Below are 17,352 nucleotides of genomic sequence, written 5' to 3'. Positions count from 1 at the left end.
GTCTATGCCGACGATGCGGGCGTCCCCAAAAGGGAGGCGCGTAAAAGCAAATGGTCAATGGAGCGCGGGACGGGTGACGGACGGCAGCGAGCAGACGGACGGGCAGAGGGCGGCGGTCGTCGATATCGATGTCCACCGACTGGGCCTCGATACGCCCGGCGACGTGCCGCTGGTACGCCGCCTTGCCGTCGAGGCACCGATCTCGGTCGAAGTGTCCAGCATCGGCTATGCGGTGATGATGGCGACCCCCGCCGATCTGGAGGATTATGCGCTGGGCTTTGCGCTGAGCGAAGGGCTGGTCGACGGTCCGACTGAGGTCCGGCGCGTCGATGTCCAGCCGCTGGAGGGGGGCTGGGCGCTACGCATCTGGTTGCCGGCTGACCGCACTGCCATGGCGATGGACCGTATCCGGACGCGGGTTGGCGAAAGCAGCTGTGGCTTGTGCGGTATCGAGAATATCGAACAGGTGCTGCGTCCTTTGCCGCCCATTGCGGCGCGTATCGCAACCGACCGCGCGGCGCTGGCGCGCGCGCTGGGGGCGCTGCGCGACCACCAGCCGCTCGGCCAGGCGACGGGGGCCGTCCATGCTGCCGCTTTTTGCGCGCCCGACGGCGGCATTTTATGCGTGCGCGAGGATGTCGGGCGGCACAATGCGCTCGACAAGCTGATCGGCGCGCTCGTGCGCGGCGGTATCGATCCGGCAGGTGGCTTCATCCTGTTGTCGGCACGCTGCAGTTACGAACTGGTCGAAAAAACGGTACGCGCCGGTTGCCCGATGCTCGTCACCATATCGGCGCCGACCAGCCTGGCCGCCGAACGCGCCAGCGCCGCAGGGCTGACGCTGGTGTCGCTCGCCCGCGACGATAGCGCGCTGATCGTCTGCGACCGCCACGGGATGATCGGATGAGGGTCGTTGGTGCCGTTCTGGCCGGCGGGCGATCGCGCCGTTTCGGGTCGGACAAGGCGCTGGCGCTGCTCCACGGTCGTCCGTTGATCGACCATGCCGCCGATGCGCTGCGCCCGCATTGCGACGCGCTGGTCATCGTCGGGCGCACCCACGGGCATTTAACGGCAATCACGGACCGGCCGCGCTCCGACATGGGGCCGCTTGGCGGCATGGCAGGGGCGTTGGCCTATGCAGCGGCGCAGGGTTTCGACGCCGCGCTGACCGTGCCGGTCGATTGCGTGGTCCTGCCCGCCGACCTGCGCGACAGCCTGTCGCCGGCGTCGGCTTTCCTGACGAGTCAGCCGGTGATCGGGCTGTGGTCGGCGGCGCTGGCCCACCGTCTCGATGACTGGCTGGCGTGTGAAAGCGACCTTGCGGTGCGCGCCTTCGCCCGCCAGGTTGGGGCTCGGGCGGTGCAGGGCGCATTCGTGCCGCCCAACGTCAACCGGGTCGAAGACCTCGACCGTCTGGCGAAAGGGGACGGCGGCAGTGAAAGAGATTGAGGCAGCGCTTCACTATTTGGATCCCAGCCGTCCGGTCGGAGCGGTGGCGATCGCGGCGCTGCTGCTGCTGGTCGGGTTGTTGTTGTCGCGGCTTGTGCGCGGATTGATTGTCGAGGCGCTGCGCCACGACCGATCCGAACGGATCGACCAGATCAGCCTGTCTTTTCTCAGCCACCTGACCATCCTGATCATCTGGTTGCTGCTCGCAACGTTATACGCCCACCTGATCCCGGCGCTTAACCGGCTTGCCACCGCCATGCTGGCTGGTGTCGGGCTGGTGTCTGTGATCGTCGGTTTCGCGGCGCAGACGACGCTCGGCAATCTGGTCGCAGGGATCAGCCTGGTCCTTTACAAGCCCTTTCGACGCGGCGACCGGTTGCAGGTCGCGGCCCCGACCAAGGACGAGTTCGAGGTCGGCGAGGTGGAGGATATCTCGCTTGGCTATACGATGCTGCGCACCGACGATGGGCGCCAGATCGTCATTGCCAATGGAACGATGGCGCAGCAGACGTTTATCAAGCTGACGCGCGGCTAGGCAGGTGCGATCCGGACCGGGATTGATTTCGCGGCCGGTGTGCCGCTGATCCGGTCGTAATAATCGAGCGGCAACAGCGGGTTGAGTTCGGGATAATAGCCCGCAACGGCGCCGCGCGGCATCGGATAGTCGATCAGCATCAGGCCGTCGACGCGCCGCGCGATACCGTCGCTGCTGATCGTTTCCAGCGCAATGCGGGTGCCGGCGTCCAGTCCGCGATCCTCGCGATCCTCGGCATTTATGAACAGGATCATCCGGTCGCCGCGTACGCCGCGATAGCGGTCGTTATAGCTGTAGATGGTGGTATTGAACTGGTCGTGCGAGCGCACTGTCGCGAGCCGCAGCATCGCCGGATCGTCGACCGGCGCGTTGACGTTCAGTCCCGGCAGAATCAGGAAATTCGCCTTGCCATTGGCGGTCGGCCAGACGCGGCGGCGCGGCGCGATGTCGAGGTGAAACCCCTGGGGCGCCGCAATCCGTTCGGCAAAGCCTTCGTAGATGGCGGGATAGACCTCGGCAATCCGATCGCGGATACGGCCATAGTCGGCGATATAGCTCGCCCAGTCGACCTTGCTGCCGGGCAGCGTGGCCATCGCCATGCGGCAGACGATCTCGACCTCGGGCAGCAATTGATCGCTGGCGGGATCAAGCACGCCGCGCGACGCTGTGACGTTCGACATCGCATCCTCGATCGTCACAAACTGTTCGCCCGCGGTAGTTTCGATCCGTTCCGACCGCGCGACGACCGGCAGGATCAGCGCATCCTTGCCATGGACCAGATGGCCGCGGTTGAGCTTGGTTGCAATGCCGACGGTCAGGTCGAGCTTGGCCATTGCGGTATAGGCGCGGTCGGTGTCGGGCACCGCGCGCACGAAATTGCCGCCGAGCCCGATAAAGACCTTTGCCGTCCCCGCCAGCATCGCCTCGACCGATTCGACCGTGTGGTGGCCGTGCGCGCGTGGTGGCTCGAAACCAAAGACATCGCGGACGCGGTCGAGATAGGCCTCGCTCGGCCGCTCGTCGATGCCGACGGTGCGGTCGCCCTGGACATTCGAATGGCCGCGGATCGGTGCGATGCCGGCGCCTGCTTTTCCGAAATTGCCTCGAAGAAGCAACAGGTTCGCGACCTGCTGCAACAGCCGCGATCCCTGTTGGTGCTGGGTCAGGCCCATGCCGTAGCAGATGATCGTCGCGTTCGAGCGGATATAGATTTCGGCGCAGCGCCGTATCTGTTCTTCCGATACCCCCGACGCCGCCACCATCGCGTCCCAATCCTGGGCCATGATATCGGCGCGCAGTTCGGCAAGCCCTGCCGTATGCTCGGCGATGAATTCATGGTCGAGCACGGCTTCGCCCGCGGCGTCGCGTTCGAACAGGACGCGCATCATGCCCTTCAGCAGCGCAAGATCGCCGCCAATCTTCACATGCACGAATTCGCTGGTGATCGCGGTCGAGCCAAAGGTCGCCATCTGCACGACGTCCTGCGGCTCGGTAAAGCGGATCAGCGCGCGTTCGGGCATCGGGTTGACCGAAACGATCGGCACGCCGCGCTTTCGTGCCTCGACCAGATTGGTCATCATCCGCGGCGAATTGGTGCCGGGATTCTGGCCGATAACGAAAATCGCCTCGGCATGGTCGAAATCATCGAGGATCACCGTGCCCTTGCCGACGCCGATCGCGGGCGGCAGGCCGCGGCTGGTCGGTTCGTGGCACATGTTCGAACAATCGGGGAAATTGTTGGTCCCAAATTCGCGCACGAAGATGGAATAGAGGAAGGCCGCCTCGTTCGGGGTGCGTCCGGAGGTATAGAATTCGGCCTGGTCGGAGCTATCGAGCGCGCGCAAGTGGCTGCCGATCAGCGCAAAGGCGTCGTCCCAACTGACCGGAACATAATGATCGGTCGCGGCGTCATAACGCATTGGCTCGGTCAACCGGCCCTGCATTTCGAGCCAATAGTCCGACTGTTCCATCAGCTCGGCGACGCTGTGCTGTGCAAAGAAATCGCGGGTGACGCGGAACTTGGTCGCCTCATGCGCCAGCGCCTTCGCGCCATTTTCGCAAAATTCCAGCGTCTTGGTACAGCTCGCGTCTGGAAAGGCGCAGCTCGGGCATTTGAAACCGCCCGGCTGGTTCATCGCGAGCAGCGCGCGCGACCCCTTGGTGACGACGCTTTGTTCGAGGAGCACCTTGGCCGTCGCGGCGGCAGCGCCCCAGCCGCCTGCGGGGTGGATATAGTCTCGATAGATGGGTTTGTCGTCTGCCATGCGAGCGACTCCCGAAAATTGGTCCGGATGCCTCCATAAAGCATGTCGGCCGCCCCAATGCCATGCCCAAGGGGCCATGACGGACAAGCCGCCGCCGCTGCGTATCAATCGAAGGTCGGGCGGGCGAAGGTCTGGCGAACTTCCGGGCGCGGCGCAGCGGTACTCGATTTGACCGGCGCCGGCGGACGATTTGCCGGCGCGAGTTCGATAATCGCGATCTCGGGCCCCGATCGCGCACCGGGAAGGGGCGCCGCCCTGAAACGTAGCGTGCCTCCGGCAAGCAGCCGGTCATATCGTGCCAGTTCCTTGCGGTAATGGCGCGCGTCGGCGCGGTAGCGAATATGGTTGCTGACGACGGCGAAGTCGGCGCGGCAGCTGTCGAGACGGGCCATGTCGACATGGCCGATATCAACGATCGCCCGCCCGCTGCGGCGACCTTCGACCTCGGAATATTGGATGCGGCCGGCTAGCGTCGCGTGGACATCGACGCAGCCGGCCGCGCCGAGCGGGAAGCGCAGGCTCCACGGCTCGGACAACAGATCAAAGGCCGCATGTTCGATCAATATGCGGCTGCCCGGCGGCGCATGCGCCCGCAGCCAGGCCGACGCGAGCTGGCGCGTATCGGTCCGCCGCTCGACCGCTTCGGTCCGGGTGGTGTCGATCATCGGTGCGAGCAGCAGGAGCAGCATCGCGCCGGTCGCGGCGGGCGCCCATCGCGCGGGGAGATGGGCTGCCAGACCATGGAGCGCCCGCGCCGCGGCAAGCGCCAGAAAGGGAAGCAGCGGCAATACCCAGCGTTCCCAGCGCAAGGACTGGAGCGCGATGATCAACAGGAAGGCAAGGGAAAAGGGCAAAATCACGTAAGTCCAGCGCCGATCTCCGGGGACGCGCCAGTCGAGCCCGATGACGATCAGCACCAGCCCGGCGACGCCCAGCGAGGTGAACAGCGGCGCCCCGATGTACCAGCCAAGGTTGGCCAGAAACCCCTGTCCGGTTGCGCCGGGATGGAGCGGTCGCGCCTCGCCGCCGAGATTGGCGAGCACGGTCGCATGATCGATCAGCAGATAGGGCGACACGGCGATCAGCGTGACGACCGCGCTGGCCGCGAACAGCGCAAGGTCTTGCCAGCGCGAGCGGGCATCGCCGGGCGCGGCGATCGCGCCGCCGATGACCGCGATCGCTATGGTCGCGGCGGGCCATTTGGTGGCGCAGCCGAGGCCCACGAACAATCCGGCAAGCAGATAATGGCGGCGGCGTCCGTCCTTGGCGATCTGCAACGCGGCAAGGGTGCACAACAGCATGAAAAAGCTGGCCTGCATGTCGGTACGGATGATCTGCGAATATTCGATATGCACCGCATTGACTGCGAGGATCGCCGCCGCCGTCAATCCGATGCGACTATCGCCCAGCCGTTCGCCGATACGAAAGGTCAGCCAGATGCACGCGATGCCGAATAGAGCCATCATCAACCGCCCGGGCAAAATGACCAATGCCGGGTCGGCATAGATGGCGGCGCCAAAGGCCGTCATGTCGGCAAATTGCCCCGTCGCCACACCCACTGCGCCGACGGCGGCGAACAGCAGTGCGAGCGAATAGAATGTCACCGTTCCGGGGTGCCCGAACCACCCAGGGTTCAGGCTGGGGCCCGCCAGCATTTCGAGCGCAGTCCCGACGAACAGCGGCTCGTCGGCGTCGTTGAGCGCGGGGAGGCCGAAGCCGATGCCGTCGACCCGCAGCCCGGCCGCGACGAGCAGGACGAGCGCCAGCAGCACGCAGTCGAGGCGTGGCGAAACGAGGTTACGGGGCGGTTGCATTGGTTCCGTCATGATGTCGCAAACCAAGACGTGGAGCGATGATGCAAACCGTAATTCTGGCGGGAGGTCTCGGCAGTCGCCTGGGCGAAGAGACCGCCATCCGGCCCAAGCCGATGGTCGAAATTGGCGGAATGCCGATTCTGTGGCACATTATGAAGATATATTCGTCGAGTGGTTTCAATGACTTCGTTATATGCCTTGGCTATAAGGGCTATGTGATCAAGGAATTTTTCGCGAATTATTTCCTGCACATGTCGGACGTCACCATCGACCTTCGCAACGGGAATGGGATGGAGGTCCATCGGGCACGCAGCGAGCCCTGGCGCATCACGCTGGTCGAGACTGGCGCGGACACGATGACCGGGGGGCGCCTGGCGGCGGTCCGGTCGCATCTGCAACCCGGCCAACCCTTTTGCTTTACCTATGGCGACGGCGTGGCCGATATCGACATCGCCGCACTGGTGGCGTTCCACCATGCGCATGGCCGCCGCGCGACGGTCACGTCGGTGGCGCCGCCGGGCCGTTTTGGCGCGCTGGCCTTCGATGGCCAGCAGATCGTCGATTTTCGGGAAAAGCCGCTTGGCGATGGGGGACAGATCAACGGCGGCTTTTTCGTTGCCGATCCCTCGGTGCTCGATCTGGTCGAGGGCCCCGACACGATATGGGAATCCGGGCCGCTGGAGCAGCTTGCGCGCGGCGGTGAGTTGATGGGGTATCGGCACGAAGGTTTCTGGCAGCCGATGGACACGCTGCGCGACAAAAATTACCTCGACGATCTGTGGCAACGCGGCGCGGCGCCGTGGAAGCGGTGGTGAGCGTGCCGGACCGGGCCGGCGTCTGGGCAGGGCGCCGGGTTCTCGTCACCGGCCACAGCGGTTTCAAGGGAAGCTGGCTCAGCCTGTGGCTCCACAGCCTTGGCGCGAAAGTCACGGGCTTTGCGTTGCCGCCCCCGACCCGGCCGAGCCTGTTCGCGCTCGCGGGTATCGAGGGGATTATAGAACGGCATGTCGAAGGCGATGTGCGCGACGCCGGGGCCCTTTATCAACTGGTCGAAACCTGCCAGCCCGAGGTGATCTTCCATCTGGCGGCTCAGCCGCTGGTGCGCCTGTCCTATCGGGAGCCGGTGGAAACCTATGCGGCCAATGTCATGGGGACCGTTCATATCCTCGACGCGGCGCGCCGGGTTCCGGGCGTCAAGGCGATCCTGTGCGTTACCAGCGACAAATGCTATGAAAACCGTGAATGGGTCTGGCCTTATCGGGAGGCCGATCCGATGGGCGGACACGACCCGTACAGCAGCAGCAAGGGATGCAGCGAACTGGTCGTGTCGGCCTGGCGCAGTTCCTTCTTTGAGGGGAGCGGACCGTTGCTCGCGTCGGCGCGGGCGGGCAATGTCATCGGCGGTGGCGATTGGGCGGACGACAGGCTGGTGCCCGACATGATCCGCGCGATGCTCGCCGGACGGGCACCGACGATCCGATCACCGGGCGCAATCCGGCCATGGCAGCATGTGTTGGAGGCGTTGCATGGCTATCTGATGCTGGGTGCGCGCCTGTTACAGGGCGACCGCGACTTTGCCGAGGGATGGAATTTCGGCCCCAGGGACGAAGACGCTCGGCCGGTGTCCTGGATCGTCAGGCGCCTGCACGCGGCCTGGGATGAAAAGGGCCCCGCTGCCGCCATCGACACCGGTCCGCAGCCGCATGAAGCGCATCTGTTGCGCCTGGACAGCAGTAAGGCGCGGTCGCGGTTGGGGTGGCGGCCGGTCTTGCCGCTCGAAACGGCGCTCGACTGGATTGCCGAATGGCATCGTGCCGTGGCGGGGGGCGCTTCGGCGCAGCGCGTCACGCTCGACCAGATCGCACGATATGCCCTGCTGACGCACGGGGCGGCGATGTCAAATGCGCGGACGGAGATGGCCTGACGGTGCGCTGCTGCGAAAGGTGACGCGGCTGTGCCAGTACCAGCTACCGACGATCAGCGTCAGGGTGAAGCCGAGCTGGGCAAGGACAGGGGAAATCCGGCCCCATTCGACGAGGAGGGGCAGCGCCGCCCAGTTGGCGGCGTAGTTAAAAAGATAAAAGCTGGCGAAGGCCGCAAACTCCCTGAATAGGGCGCCGCGCGTACGAAAGACCCACAGCTTGTGCGTCGCAAAGGCGAAGCACAGGCACACCGCTTGGGCGATCGCCAGCGCCAGCAGATAATGGGTCACGAAATAGGGCTGCCACCAGAGCAGAAGCGGATAGAAGGACAGCCCAAGGGCGGTGTTCAATGCCCCCGCCATCAAAAAGCGGAGCGGCCGGTTTAACGGTATGAAATGGCCGGACATGACCCCTATGCTTTGTCGAGCAGGGCGATGCGCATATTCGCCTGCAACGTCTCGCGCGGAAGGAAAGGCGACAGATCCTCGAGCGCGGGTGATGTGATGCGACCGTCCGGATGCTGCCGCGCGCCAAGTTTGGGTGCGAAAGGCACATTTTCGTCGACGATGATCTCGCAAAATGCCGGGCCGTCGGCAGCCAGCGCCGATGCGATCGCGTGGGGCAACGCATGATGGTCGGCTGCCCTCCAATAGGCAAAGCCAAAGGCCGAGGCGATGCGAGAAAATTCCGGGAAACTCACATTGCTCTTCGGTCCACCGCCGACCTCGACCCCGTTGAAGAAATTGCGCTGGGTCTGGAAAATGGAAACATAGCCGCTGTTGTTGATCAGAATGACCTTCACCGGCATGCGATAGCCTGCGATCGTCTGCATTTCCTGAAGGTTCATCATGATGCTGCCGTCGCCCGCGATGGCGACGATCCGGCGCTCACCGCGCGTGGCGGCCCACACGCCGATCGCGGCGGGCAGATCATAGCCCATGGTGGCGCAGCCCGAGTTGGTCCACAGCCGCTGTCCCGGCTTCAGCCGGGCGGCTTGGAAGCCAATGACGCAGGCGCTGCCGTTGCCGGTGACGACGATATCCTTTTCGTCCAGTTGCCCGAACAACTCATCCATCGCGACATAGGGATGCACCAGATGCCCGTGATCGCGATATTCGGGCAGTACGGCGGGAAAGCGGGCGACGCGCTCGCGCGACCAGTTCAGCCATTCGCGGTGCGCGTCGGCGGGGCCATCATAGGGAACGGCGAGCAGGGCGGGGATCAGGTCGGCAAGGTCGGCGACGACCGGCATATCGGGTATGACATTGGGTTTGGCGAGTTCGACAGGATCGATATCGACCCAGATTTTATAGGCTTCGCGTGCGAAGCTCGACCAATTATAGCTGACCTGCCGGATGTTCAGCCGGCTACCCAGTATCAACAGCAGGTCGGCGCTTTGCGTGACCATATTGCCGCCGCGGTCCCCGACGGTGCCCGGCTTGCCGCAGTTCAGCCGATGGTCGGTCCACAGCGCGTCATGCGCGTTCCAGCCGGTCACGACCGGAATGCCCAGCCGGTCGACCAGCGCCAGAAAGGCCTTGTGGGCTCCGCTCAATCGCACGCCGCTGCCCGCAAAGATCACCGGACGCCGGGCGGCGGCGATCCGTTCCATAATCTCTGCCGCGACCGCGACCGTGTCGAGCGGATCGCGTTGCCACGGCGCGTCGATTTCCGCCGGATCGAAACCGGGAAGCAGCGCCGCCGGGTCGATCTTTGCTGCCTGAACGTCGAGGGGAATGTCGAGCCACACCGGTCCGGGGCGGCCGCTGGTGGCAAGGTGCAAGGCCTTTTCCAGATGATAGCGGATCGACAACGGATCGATCACCATCGCCGCATATTTGGTGATCGGGCGAACCAGTTCCTCGATGTCCAGTTCCTGGTCGCCATATTGGCGAAGCGGAAGCCCCGTCGCGCGGACCGTCGTTTCGGTCTTTACCTGCCCGGAAATCACCAGCAACCCGATGGAATCGACAAAGGCGCCATAGACGCCGGTGATCGCATTGGTGCCTCCGGGGCCGGAGGTAACGTTGACCACCGCCAGCCGGTTGGTCAGCCGGTAATAGGCCTCCGCCGCCATCGAAAGCGCCTGCTCGTGATGCGTAAAGGTCGTGGACAGCTCCGGATGGGTCCCGAGCGAATGATTGAGATGCATCGCGCCGCCGCCGGTCAGCATGAACACGTCGCGGACGCCGTGGTCGGCAAGAAACTGGGCCACCCAGTCGGAAAGCTTGATCAGGTTCATTTTGTCCATCCATTGAAGATTGCGGTGCGGCGGATCGCTTCGTCGAGCGCGACCGTGGGTTCGACACCAAGCTGGCGGCGGATGGCGGCGGTCGACGGCACATAGCGTCCGGGATTCCAGCCGGCGTCCTCGCGGCCCATGATGTCGACGCCCGGACCGCCCAGAAGCTTGGCCGTCCGTCGCGCGAGATCGGCTATCGATATCGCTTCTTCCGACCCCATGTTCCATGTCGTGCCGGGCGGCGCGCGCATCAGCGCCAGCCAGAGCCAGACCGTCAGGTCCGCCGCATAGAGATAGGATCGGACCGCGGAGCCGCTGCTTTCGATACGGATCGCGCGGCCCGCCGTCGCATCGCGGATGAAATTGCCCGCGGCGAAGTGAATGTCGAGCGACAGCAGCGGCCCGAGCAACGCAAAGATGCGCGCGGTCACGACATCGAGGCCGAACTGCTTTCCGTAAATCGCGCACAGCAGCTCGGCGGCACGCTTGCCTTCGCCATAGGCCGATTTGGGGTCGCGTGGGTCGGGACCTCCCGTCCAGTCTTCGCCGACCCGCTCCATGGTCGGCGGCTGCGCGCCGTAAACCGCTCCCGAACTGAGGTACAACACGCGCTGCACCCGCCGTTCGACGGCGAAGTCGGCTATGCGGCGGGTGCCCGCGACGATGGTATCGAACATGCGCCGCGGATCGTTGGCATTGAGCACTGCGCTCGCATCGGTTGCCGCGTGAACGACATGGGTGAAGGGGCCCGGCGGCGGCGCGAAATCCGAAATGTCGCCGGCGATCATGTGGAATCGGGCGCTCAGATGCGGCGCGCGGGCGGCAAAGGCCGCGGGATCGCGGCTAAGCACGACCACCTCGGCCGTCGATTCGGAGCGGGCGAGCGCTTCGAGCATCCAGCGGCCGATGAAGCCGGTGCCACCGGTCATGAAAATGCGCGCACCCGACAGAAGTGGCCAATGCGCCGCGAGGCGGCGGTTGATCGCCGTCAGGTCGTCGGCCAATATCATGCCACCGCCAGCCCGAATGATGGGCGCCGCTCGCGATGGGCGCGAACCGCGCGCGCCAGACTGTCGAGCGAAAGCGCCCAGACGATGACAAGGATCAGGCCGGGGCGCAGGAAGTGCCCCGCGGTCAGGCCGAAGCTGGCCGTGACCGAGCGGTCGGTGAGCCAGCTGTTGCCCGTCACGTCGAGAATGGTGGCGAGCGGCCAGTCGGCCGCGATGCAGAGAAGGTAGGCGCAGGCGATCGCGGTCGCCGGCCCTGCTCGCTCCCATTTTTCCAGCAGGATGAGGAATATCAGGAAAAGCTGGGTATAGCCGCCTGGCGATTGGGTAACGAGATAGGCGCCAAGGAACAGCGCGGCGACCCGGTGGGCGGGCAGGGCGCGGGGCTGGAGCCAGGCCGCTGCGAGCGCGATCAGCGCGATCAGCTGGGTCGAACGGATTGCGATCGGAACGAGCCATTCGATCGTTTCGACGATCCGCGACGGGACAAAGCTCATGACCGGCAGGTCCAGTTTCCGGAACATGGTCAGTGGGGCATAGCTCGTCGAATAATTGACCTCGTTCCAGACCTGCGCGCCCTGGAACACCACCCAATGCGCTGTATTGGACGCCAGTTCCGCCGGGGTGCCCGATCCGACCCACGCCAGCGACGCCAGATAGATGGCGATGGTGGCAATCCCCGCCGCCTCCAGCGCCCGCCAGTCGCGGCGGATCCCCAGCGCGAGGACGGGGAGCAGCAGATAGGGTTTGAAGTTGATCGTGACCGCCGCAGAGAGAATGCGCCAGCGCCTCGATCGGGTTACGGGGCCATGCGCGATCATGAAGAAGGCGAAGGCGATCAGGATCAGGTTGCCGCGTTCCAGCGTGAACAGCATCGGCAGGCCGATGGCGATCGCGATGGTACGCATTGGCGCGCTATAGGGATCGACCCGGCGGAAACAGATCCAGGCGATCAGGACATTGATGCCATAGGTGCCGAGGATGACGCCGCGCGCCAGCCAGTCGCAATCGCGGGCGTAAAAGGGGCTTTGCAGATAACAGCTGGGCAGGCTTGTCAGGTCTAGAAAGACGAAAGAGAGCGGCGGATATATGCTGCGCCAGACGTCATAGACCCCCGGATTATTCGCCCAATAGGCCGGGTTGAACCAGTCCATCAGGCTGTCGTTCGTATCGAACACGAAAGGTTGCGGCAAATAGCCGAAGGCGTGCACATGATAGAGGGTCCAGCCGAAGCTGGCGAGCACCGCGAGCGCGAGAACGACCTCCGGCAGCCGATGCCGCAGCGACAGGCGGGTCATGGCCGCTGGACGAATGTGCGGATCGCAGGCTTTCTGCGATCGGCGGGGAAGTTGATGCGCTCCTCCTCGATGACCAGGGGGACGTTGCGCCCGCGTTCGGACAGCAGCCGCAGCTGTTCGCCGATCAGCCCCATGAACAGCATGAGTATGCCGAACAGCGCGGCGATCAGCGCCAGCCCCAGCAGCACCCATGCGGGCCCGCCAAGCGCCAATGCCGCCGCGCCGGCCACGGCCAGGCCGAGTGCGACCAGCATGGCATAGGCCGACAGAAAGACGGGCAGGCGCAGCAGCGATTTTGCCGACCCGGCCAATCCCGAAAGCGCGAAAGAGGCGAGCGCGGAAAAGTCATTCTTGCTGACTCCCGCCGCGCGGACCGGGCGTTCGAAGGGGATGACCGCGAGATGGAAACCGCCCTCGACCACCATCCCGCGAAAAAAGGGTTCGGGTTCGTTCCACGCGGCAAGCGTATCGAGCACCTTGCTGTCGAAAAGGCCAAAGCCCGTCGCGCCCGGTATGATCGGATAATCGCCAAAGCGCCGCAAAATCCCATATCCGATATGGCGCGCGGCGCGCAGCGGCCATGATGCCCGTTCCGACCGGCGCTGGCCCAGCACGACCTCTGCCCCCGCGCGCCATCGCCCCAGAAAGGCGCCGATCATCTGCGGCGGATCCTGAAAATCGGCGCACATGCCGATCACCGCCCGCCCTTCGGCCTGATACAGGCCATAGGTGGGCGAGCGCATCTGGCCATAGTTTCGGTTGTTGAAAATGGCGCGGATGCGCGTATCGCCGTCGCACAATTCGCGCATGATCGCCCGGGTTCCGTCGGTCGAATGATTGTCGATCAGGATGATTTCATGGCCATCGGCGTGACGCTCGGCTTCGGCGGTCACGGCGGCGCAGATGGCCGCCACATTGTCGGCTTCGTTGAAGCAGGGAATGACGATCGAAAGTTCGGGCGAACGTTCGGCGGGCTCCGTCTGTTCGGTCATGCCGCCGCATCCGACGGGCGGGGGGCGAACAGGCGGATGGCCGTCGCGGGCGCATAGACTTCCGTGAACAGGGCCGCCAACATCAGCAGCGCGAGCAGAGCAACCGCCGGAATATTCAGTTTCCGATCGGTGTCGAGGCGTGGGGCTTCCAGCATCTGGACGTTGGCCCCGGTTTCGCCGACCAGCGTTTCCACCGCTACCTCTTCCGACGAGCGGGCGTACACCTCGTACATCGCCTGCGCGAAGCGATAGTCGCGATAGAGGTCCAAATATTCGCCCGACACCTCTCCCAGGCCCGCGACATTCGGCGCCGCAGGGCCGCTTTCCGGCCGCGCGCTGCGGCTGATCTGCGTGCGGAGCGAGGCGACTTCGGATTGCACTGCCAGCAATTGCGGATTTTCCGGCCCCTGGAATTTCTGAAGAGTTGCGAGTTCGACCTGCTTTGCCTGCAACCGGGCCTCCAGTCCGGCTCGCACCGACAGGGCGGCGCCCAGTTCGGCTTGCGGCTCGGCCAGCCGGTTGCGACGGCGAAATTCGTTGAGCGCCGTTTCGCTCTTGGCGACGCGGCCCGCTGCCTCGCGAAAGCGCTCGGTAATGATGCGCCGTTTGCGGTCCGCGCGATCCTGACCCAGGGCGACGATGCGGTCGCTGATCGCGTCGGCATAGGCACGGGCCAATCTTTCGGCTTCGCGTGGATTGTGGGTGCGCACCTTGACCTCGATCATGCCGCCGGTCAGCGAATGCACATCGGTCTTGCGAGCGAGCGCGCGATGCGCCGCGGTGGCGGAGGCGTATCCGCCAGAGCCGACGAGCTTCAATTCGGCAATCACCTGATCGGCGACCTCGCTACTGCGGGCGACCGCCAGATACATGTCGATCTGTTGCTTCGATCCGCCGAGCATGGCGGCGAGCCCCTGAGCCTGGCCGCCGAGCGCGTTCAGCATCGACCCCAACCCCATGCCGCTATTGTCCTGCGGCAATAATTTTGCGCGGGCGACGTGGGGTTGGGGAAAGAAGATGAGCAACGCGAGCAGCAGGGCGCCCACCGCATAGGCACGGCGGCGGTGCCGGGCATCGGCGATGAGGGCGGCGATGCCGCTCCAGCCTGGTCGGCGCGCGATCATTTGAAGATCGACCGGATCGATGCCGCGCCCACCAGTCCGCCGAACAGCGACCCGGTAATGTCGCGCAGTCGTGCCCAGAATTCACCGCGGCTCGCGTCGACCGGAACATAGATCAGATCGCCGGGCAGGGCAGGCGCGCGCAGCGTGCGTCTGCCGTCGGACAGGACGGTTCCGTTGGCGCGGACGACGAAAATGGCGGACTTGTCGCCTATTTTCTGGACGCCGCCTGCGGATTCGATGAAGTCGCGAACGGTCGCGCCATCGCGATATGAAAAGGAAGCCGGGCTGGGAACCGCGCCGAAGACGCCGATCGTGACCGGGCGCGCGGGGACATGGATGACGTCGTTGTTTTCCAGTATCAGATCGCCGGGCAGCGAGGCGGCATCGACCGGCAGGTTGAACACCAGGCGCCCGTCGGGCTCGCGCTTGCGCAATTGGCCGACGATATTCTCGATCAGCGCCAGATTGCCCGGTTGGACGAGTTGCGCCCGATTGGCCGATGTTATGGGCTGGGTTGCCAGCAGCAATTCGACATCGTCGATGGCGCGGTCATAGCTCAGGCGTTGTTGATTCTTGACGCTTTCGCGCGTGATCACGCTGGCATAGGGAAAAGCGTCGCTGGTCAGGCCGCCCGCTTTTTCCAGCACATCGGCCATCTTCGTACCGGCATCGACATAATAGCGGCCGGGACGTGCGATTTCGCCGCTGATCGTGACAAGGACCGGCTGCTGGTGGAGCGGACGGGCGATGCCGACATGCGACAGGACGCGAATGACGTCGCCCCGCCTTGCCGCGCGCTTGGCGGCTTGCGCCGCGTCGACTTCGCGCCAGCCGGGTTCCCCGCTGCCCAGGCCGTTCAGGACCATCAGGCGGCTGTTATCGGCGACCGTGTTGACGCCGCCGGCGTGGATGATGGCGTCGGTCAGCGTTTCGCCGGGCGCCAGTTCGAATATGGCTTCACGATTGACGCTGCCGACCACAGCGACTTCTTCGCCAGCTGGGGCGATATAGATGATGTCGCCATTTTGCAGCAGGACGTCGCCGCGGGCATCGCCCTTCAGCAACAGGTCGTACAGGTCGAAATCGGACACGAGCTTGCCCACGCGGCGAAGTTGCAGCGACCGGAAACTGCCGCCGCGCGCGGGTCCGCCAGCGGCGAGCACGGCGTTGACCAGGGTGGACAGACTGCCTGTCGTATAAGAACCCGGACGAGCGGCAAAGCCGGTGACGTGAACGGTGATGCCGTGGAGGCGGCCGATCGCAACCTCCAGATTGAATCCGCGATATTGCCGCGCGACCTGTCGTTCGACGATGGCATGGAGGTCGCCATATCGTGCCCCGCCCACGACGATGGCGCCGACGCGCGGTACGAAAATTCGTCCCTCGCCATCGACCACCAGGCGCAGTCCCGCCGCCTGAACCGATCCCGTGATCCCGAGCAATATTTCGTCGCCCGGATTGATCCGATAATCGGGCGGAACGGCCGTCGTCGTCGGAGCCGTGAAGTCGCGGGCTCCCGGCAGGAGCAGTTCGGCGCCAAAGCGCCGCAGAGGCTTTCCGGCAAGGGTCGAGACATAGGTTTCGAACTCGCTCGGCGGGACCGGGTGCATGGCGTCGGGACGATCTTGGCCGCCGGGCGGCTTGGGGACCCCGCGGCGCGGCGGCGATGCCCCTTCGAGCTCCACCGGCGCGACGGCTGGTACGTCGATGGCGGGCACCGCGATCTGCTCGGCTGCGCCTCGCTGCGCGGGGTCGTCGCCTCGGGATGCCGGGGGCGATGCACTTGCGGCGACGGGCGAGGCGAGCTGCGCGGCAACCATCGGCGATGGAACGCCGGCGAGCAGCACCGCCGTGGAAAACAGGATGATGCGAGGCGTCAAAACCTTGCCTCCGCTTCGGCCAAACCCGCTTCCGGGACGAACAGCCTCGCGGCGGCCTCCTGCCACAACGCGGCGTTCGAAGCGGCGAGAATGCCGCGCCCCGGACCGCCGATGCGATAGGGAGAGCCATCCCAGTGGGTAACGACGCCGCCGCTTTCGGTGATCAGCAACGCGCCGGCCGCATGATCCCAGGGAAGGATACGCTGAAAAAGCGCGGCATCGTCCTGACCGCTGAGCAGCCGGGCATAGCTTTCGGCGGCGCAGCGCGGCACCGGCCTGACGTCTAGATGGCGGCTTGCGACATGATGGAGTTGCATTCGCTGGCCTTCGGTCATGAAGTGGGATCCGATTGCTGCTCGGATCGGCGAGCGCCGTGATACACGGGGCGGAATGGCCGTGCCGTCGCATGTCGCACCCTTGCCGCGTTCGGCGTGGTGCAGGCGGCCGCTGAGCGGGTCGAGAATCCACGCGCCCACCGGCATGCCGTCTTCGACCAATGCGATCATCATGCCGAAAGGCGCGCGTCCAGCCGCGAAGTTGGCGGTGCCGTCGAGTGGGTCGATCAGCCAGAGCGGCCCCTCGCCGATATGATCCAGCAGGGCAGGGGTATGGGCGGCGGCTTCCTCGCCCACGATCCGCGCGCCAAGGCCTAGCGCGGACAGGCCGTCATGCAGCCGCTCTTCGGCCTCGCGATCGGCGATGGTGACGACCTCTCCGGGGCTTTTCTCGATCGTCTCTCCCGGCGCGAGCATCCGAAAGCGCGGCATGATCACGTGTCCGGCCACCTCGCGCATCAATTGCGAAACCCGATCCCCCAATGTCATG

General features: G+C 65.0%; 15 protein-coding genes. 5 read left to right on the top strand and 10 right to left on the bottom strand.

Annotation, left to right across the window (positions count from 1 at the left end; all coding sequences use genetic code 11):
• The first annotated feature begins 73 nt into the window (after positions 1–73).
• From fdhD to U0S50_RS16065, 3 genes are read left to right on the top strand one after another with little or no spacing between them, the layout of a single operon-like run.
• Complete coding sequence (gene fdhD, locus U0S50_RS16075; protein WP_322309690.1) at positions 74–907, top strand: formate dehydrogenase accessory sulfurtransferase FdhD; 834 nt, start codon at positions 74–76, stop codon at positions 905–907.
• Positions 904–1,449 carry a molybdenum cofactor guanylyltransferase gene (gene mobA / locus U0S50_RS16070; protein ID WP_322309689.1) on the top strand — a complete coding sequence of 182 codons (546 nt, stop codon included), beginning with the start codon at positions 904–906 and terminating at the stop codon, positions 1,447–1,449. The genes fdhD and mobA overlap by 4 nt, the downstream gene beginning before the upstream one ends.
• Complete coding sequence (locus U0S50_RS16065) at positions 1,436–1,984, top strand: mechanosensitive ion channel family protein (protein WP_322309688.1); 549 nt, start codon at positions 1,436–1,438, stop codon at positions 1,982–1,984. Before mobA ends, U0S50_RS16065 begins: the two co-directional genes overlap by 14 nt.
• Here U0S50_RS16065 and U0S50_RS16060 read toward each other — a convergent pair.
• Positions 1,981–4,248 (bottom strand): FdhF/YdeP family oxidoreductase, encoded by a 2,268-nt coding sequence (locus U0S50_RS16060; RefSeq protein WP_322309687.1) that lies wholly within the window; start codon positions 4,246–4,248, stop codon positions 1,981–1,983. The two genes, U0S50_RS16065 and U0S50_RS16060, sit on opposite strands and share 4 nt — an antisense overlap.
• 104 nt (positions 4,249–4,352) lie before the next feature.
• On the bottom strand, positions 4,353–6,062 hold the full coding sequence (locus tag U0S50_RS16055; protein ID WP_322309686.1) for an ArnT family glycosyltransferase: 1,710 nt from the start codon (positions 6,060–6,062) through the stop codon (positions 4,353–4,355).
• Positions 6,063–6,103: 41 nt separating this feature from the next.
• Between U0S50_RS16055 and rfbF the strand changes: the two genes are divergently transcribed.
• Both rfbF and rfbG read left to right on the top strand, forming a co-directional pair.
• Positions 6,104–6,877, top strand: a complete 774-nt coding sequence (rfbF, locus tag U0S50_RS16050; protein WP_322309745.1) for a glucose-1-phosphate cytidylyltransferase — start codon at positions 6,104–6,106, stop codon at positions 6,875–6,877.
• Complete coding sequence (rfbG, locus tag U0S50_RS16045) at positions 6,874–7,986, top strand: CDP-glucose 4,6-dehydratase (RefSeq protein WP_322309685.1); 1,113 nt, start codon at positions 6,874–6,876, stop codon at positions 7,984–7,986. The genes rfbF and rfbG overlap by 4 nt, the downstream gene beginning before the upstream one ends.
• On the opposite strand, the gene U0S50_RS16040 is transcribed toward rfbG, so the two are convergent.
• Genes U0S50_RS16040 through U0S50_RS16005 form a run of 8 tightly spaced genes read right to left on the bottom strand, consistent with a single transcriptional unit; the run spans position 7,960 to position 17,351 of the window.
• Positions 7,960–8,346 carry a GtrA family protein gene (locus U0S50_RS16040; RefSeq protein WP_322309744.1) on the bottom strand — a complete coding sequence of 129 codons (387 nt, stop codon included), beginning with the start codon at positions 8,344–8,346 and terminating at the stop codon, positions 7,960–7,962. The genes rfbG and U0S50_RS16040 overlap by 27 nt on opposite strands.
• Before the next feature lie 50 nt (positions 8,347–8,396).
• Positions 8,397–10,226, bottom strand: a complete 1,830-nt coding sequence (locus U0S50_RS16035; protein ID WP_322309684.1) for a thiamine pyrophosphate-binding protein — start codon at positions 10,224–10,226, stop codon at positions 8,397–8,399.
• On the bottom strand, positions 10,223–11,236 hold the full coding sequence (locus tag U0S50_RS16030; RefSeq protein ID WP_322309683.1) for an NAD(P)-dependent oxidoreductase: 1,014 nt from the start codon (positions 11,234–11,236) through the stop codon (positions 10,223–10,225). Before U0S50_RS16030 ends, U0S50_RS16035 begins: the two co-directional genes overlap by 4 nt.
• Positions 11,233–12,531: a glycosyltransferase 87 family protein gene (locus tag U0S50_RS16025; RefSeq protein ID WP_322309682.1), complete on the bottom strand. Its 1,299-nt coding sequence runs from the start codon at positions 12,529–12,531 to the stop codon at positions 11,233–11,235. The genes U0S50_RS16030 and U0S50_RS16025 overlap by 4 nt, the downstream gene beginning before the upstream one ends.
• Positions 12,528–13,523, bottom strand: coding sequence for a glycosyltransferase family 2 protein (locus tag U0S50_RS16020; protein ID WP_322309681.1), 996 nt, complete (start codon positions 13,521–13,523; stop codon positions 12,528–12,530). The genes U0S50_RS16025 and U0S50_RS16020 overlap by 4 nt, the downstream gene beginning before the upstream one ends.
• Positions 13,520–14,647, bottom strand: a complete 1,128-nt coding sequence (locus U0S50_RS16015) for a capsule biosynthesis protein (RefSeq protein ID WP_322309680.1) — start codon at positions 14,645–14,647, stop codon at positions 13,520–13,522. The genes U0S50_RS16020 and U0S50_RS16015 overlap by 4 nt, the downstream gene beginning before the upstream one ends.
• The gene (locus tag U0S50_RS16010; protein WP_322309679.1) at positions 14,644–16,527 is read right to left on the bottom strand and encodes an SLBB domain-containing protein; all 1,884 of its coding nucleotides are present in this window, start codon (positions 16,525–16,527) and stop codon (positions 14,644–14,646) included. Before U0S50_RS16010 ends, U0S50_RS16015 begins: the two co-directional genes overlap by 4 nt.
• Complete coding sequence (locus tag U0S50_RS16005; RefSeq protein WP_322309743.1) at positions 16,524–17,351, bottom strand: inositol monophosphatase family protein; 828 nt, start codon at positions 17,349–17,351, stop codon at positions 16,524–16,526. The genes U0S50_RS16010 and U0S50_RS16005 overlap by 4 nt, the downstream gene beginning before the upstream one ends.
• Between the last annotated feature and the right edge of the window lies 1 nt (position 17,352).

It is taken from the genome of Sphingopyxis sp. (genome assembly GCF_034380315.1).
In the GTDB taxonomy this organism is placed as follows: Bacteria; Pseudomonadota; Alphaproteobacteria; order Sphingomonadales; family Sphingomonadaceae; genus Sphingopyxis.
Note: the sequence above shows the minus strand (reverse complement) of the source record. Positions and strands in the feature narration are given on the sequence as shown.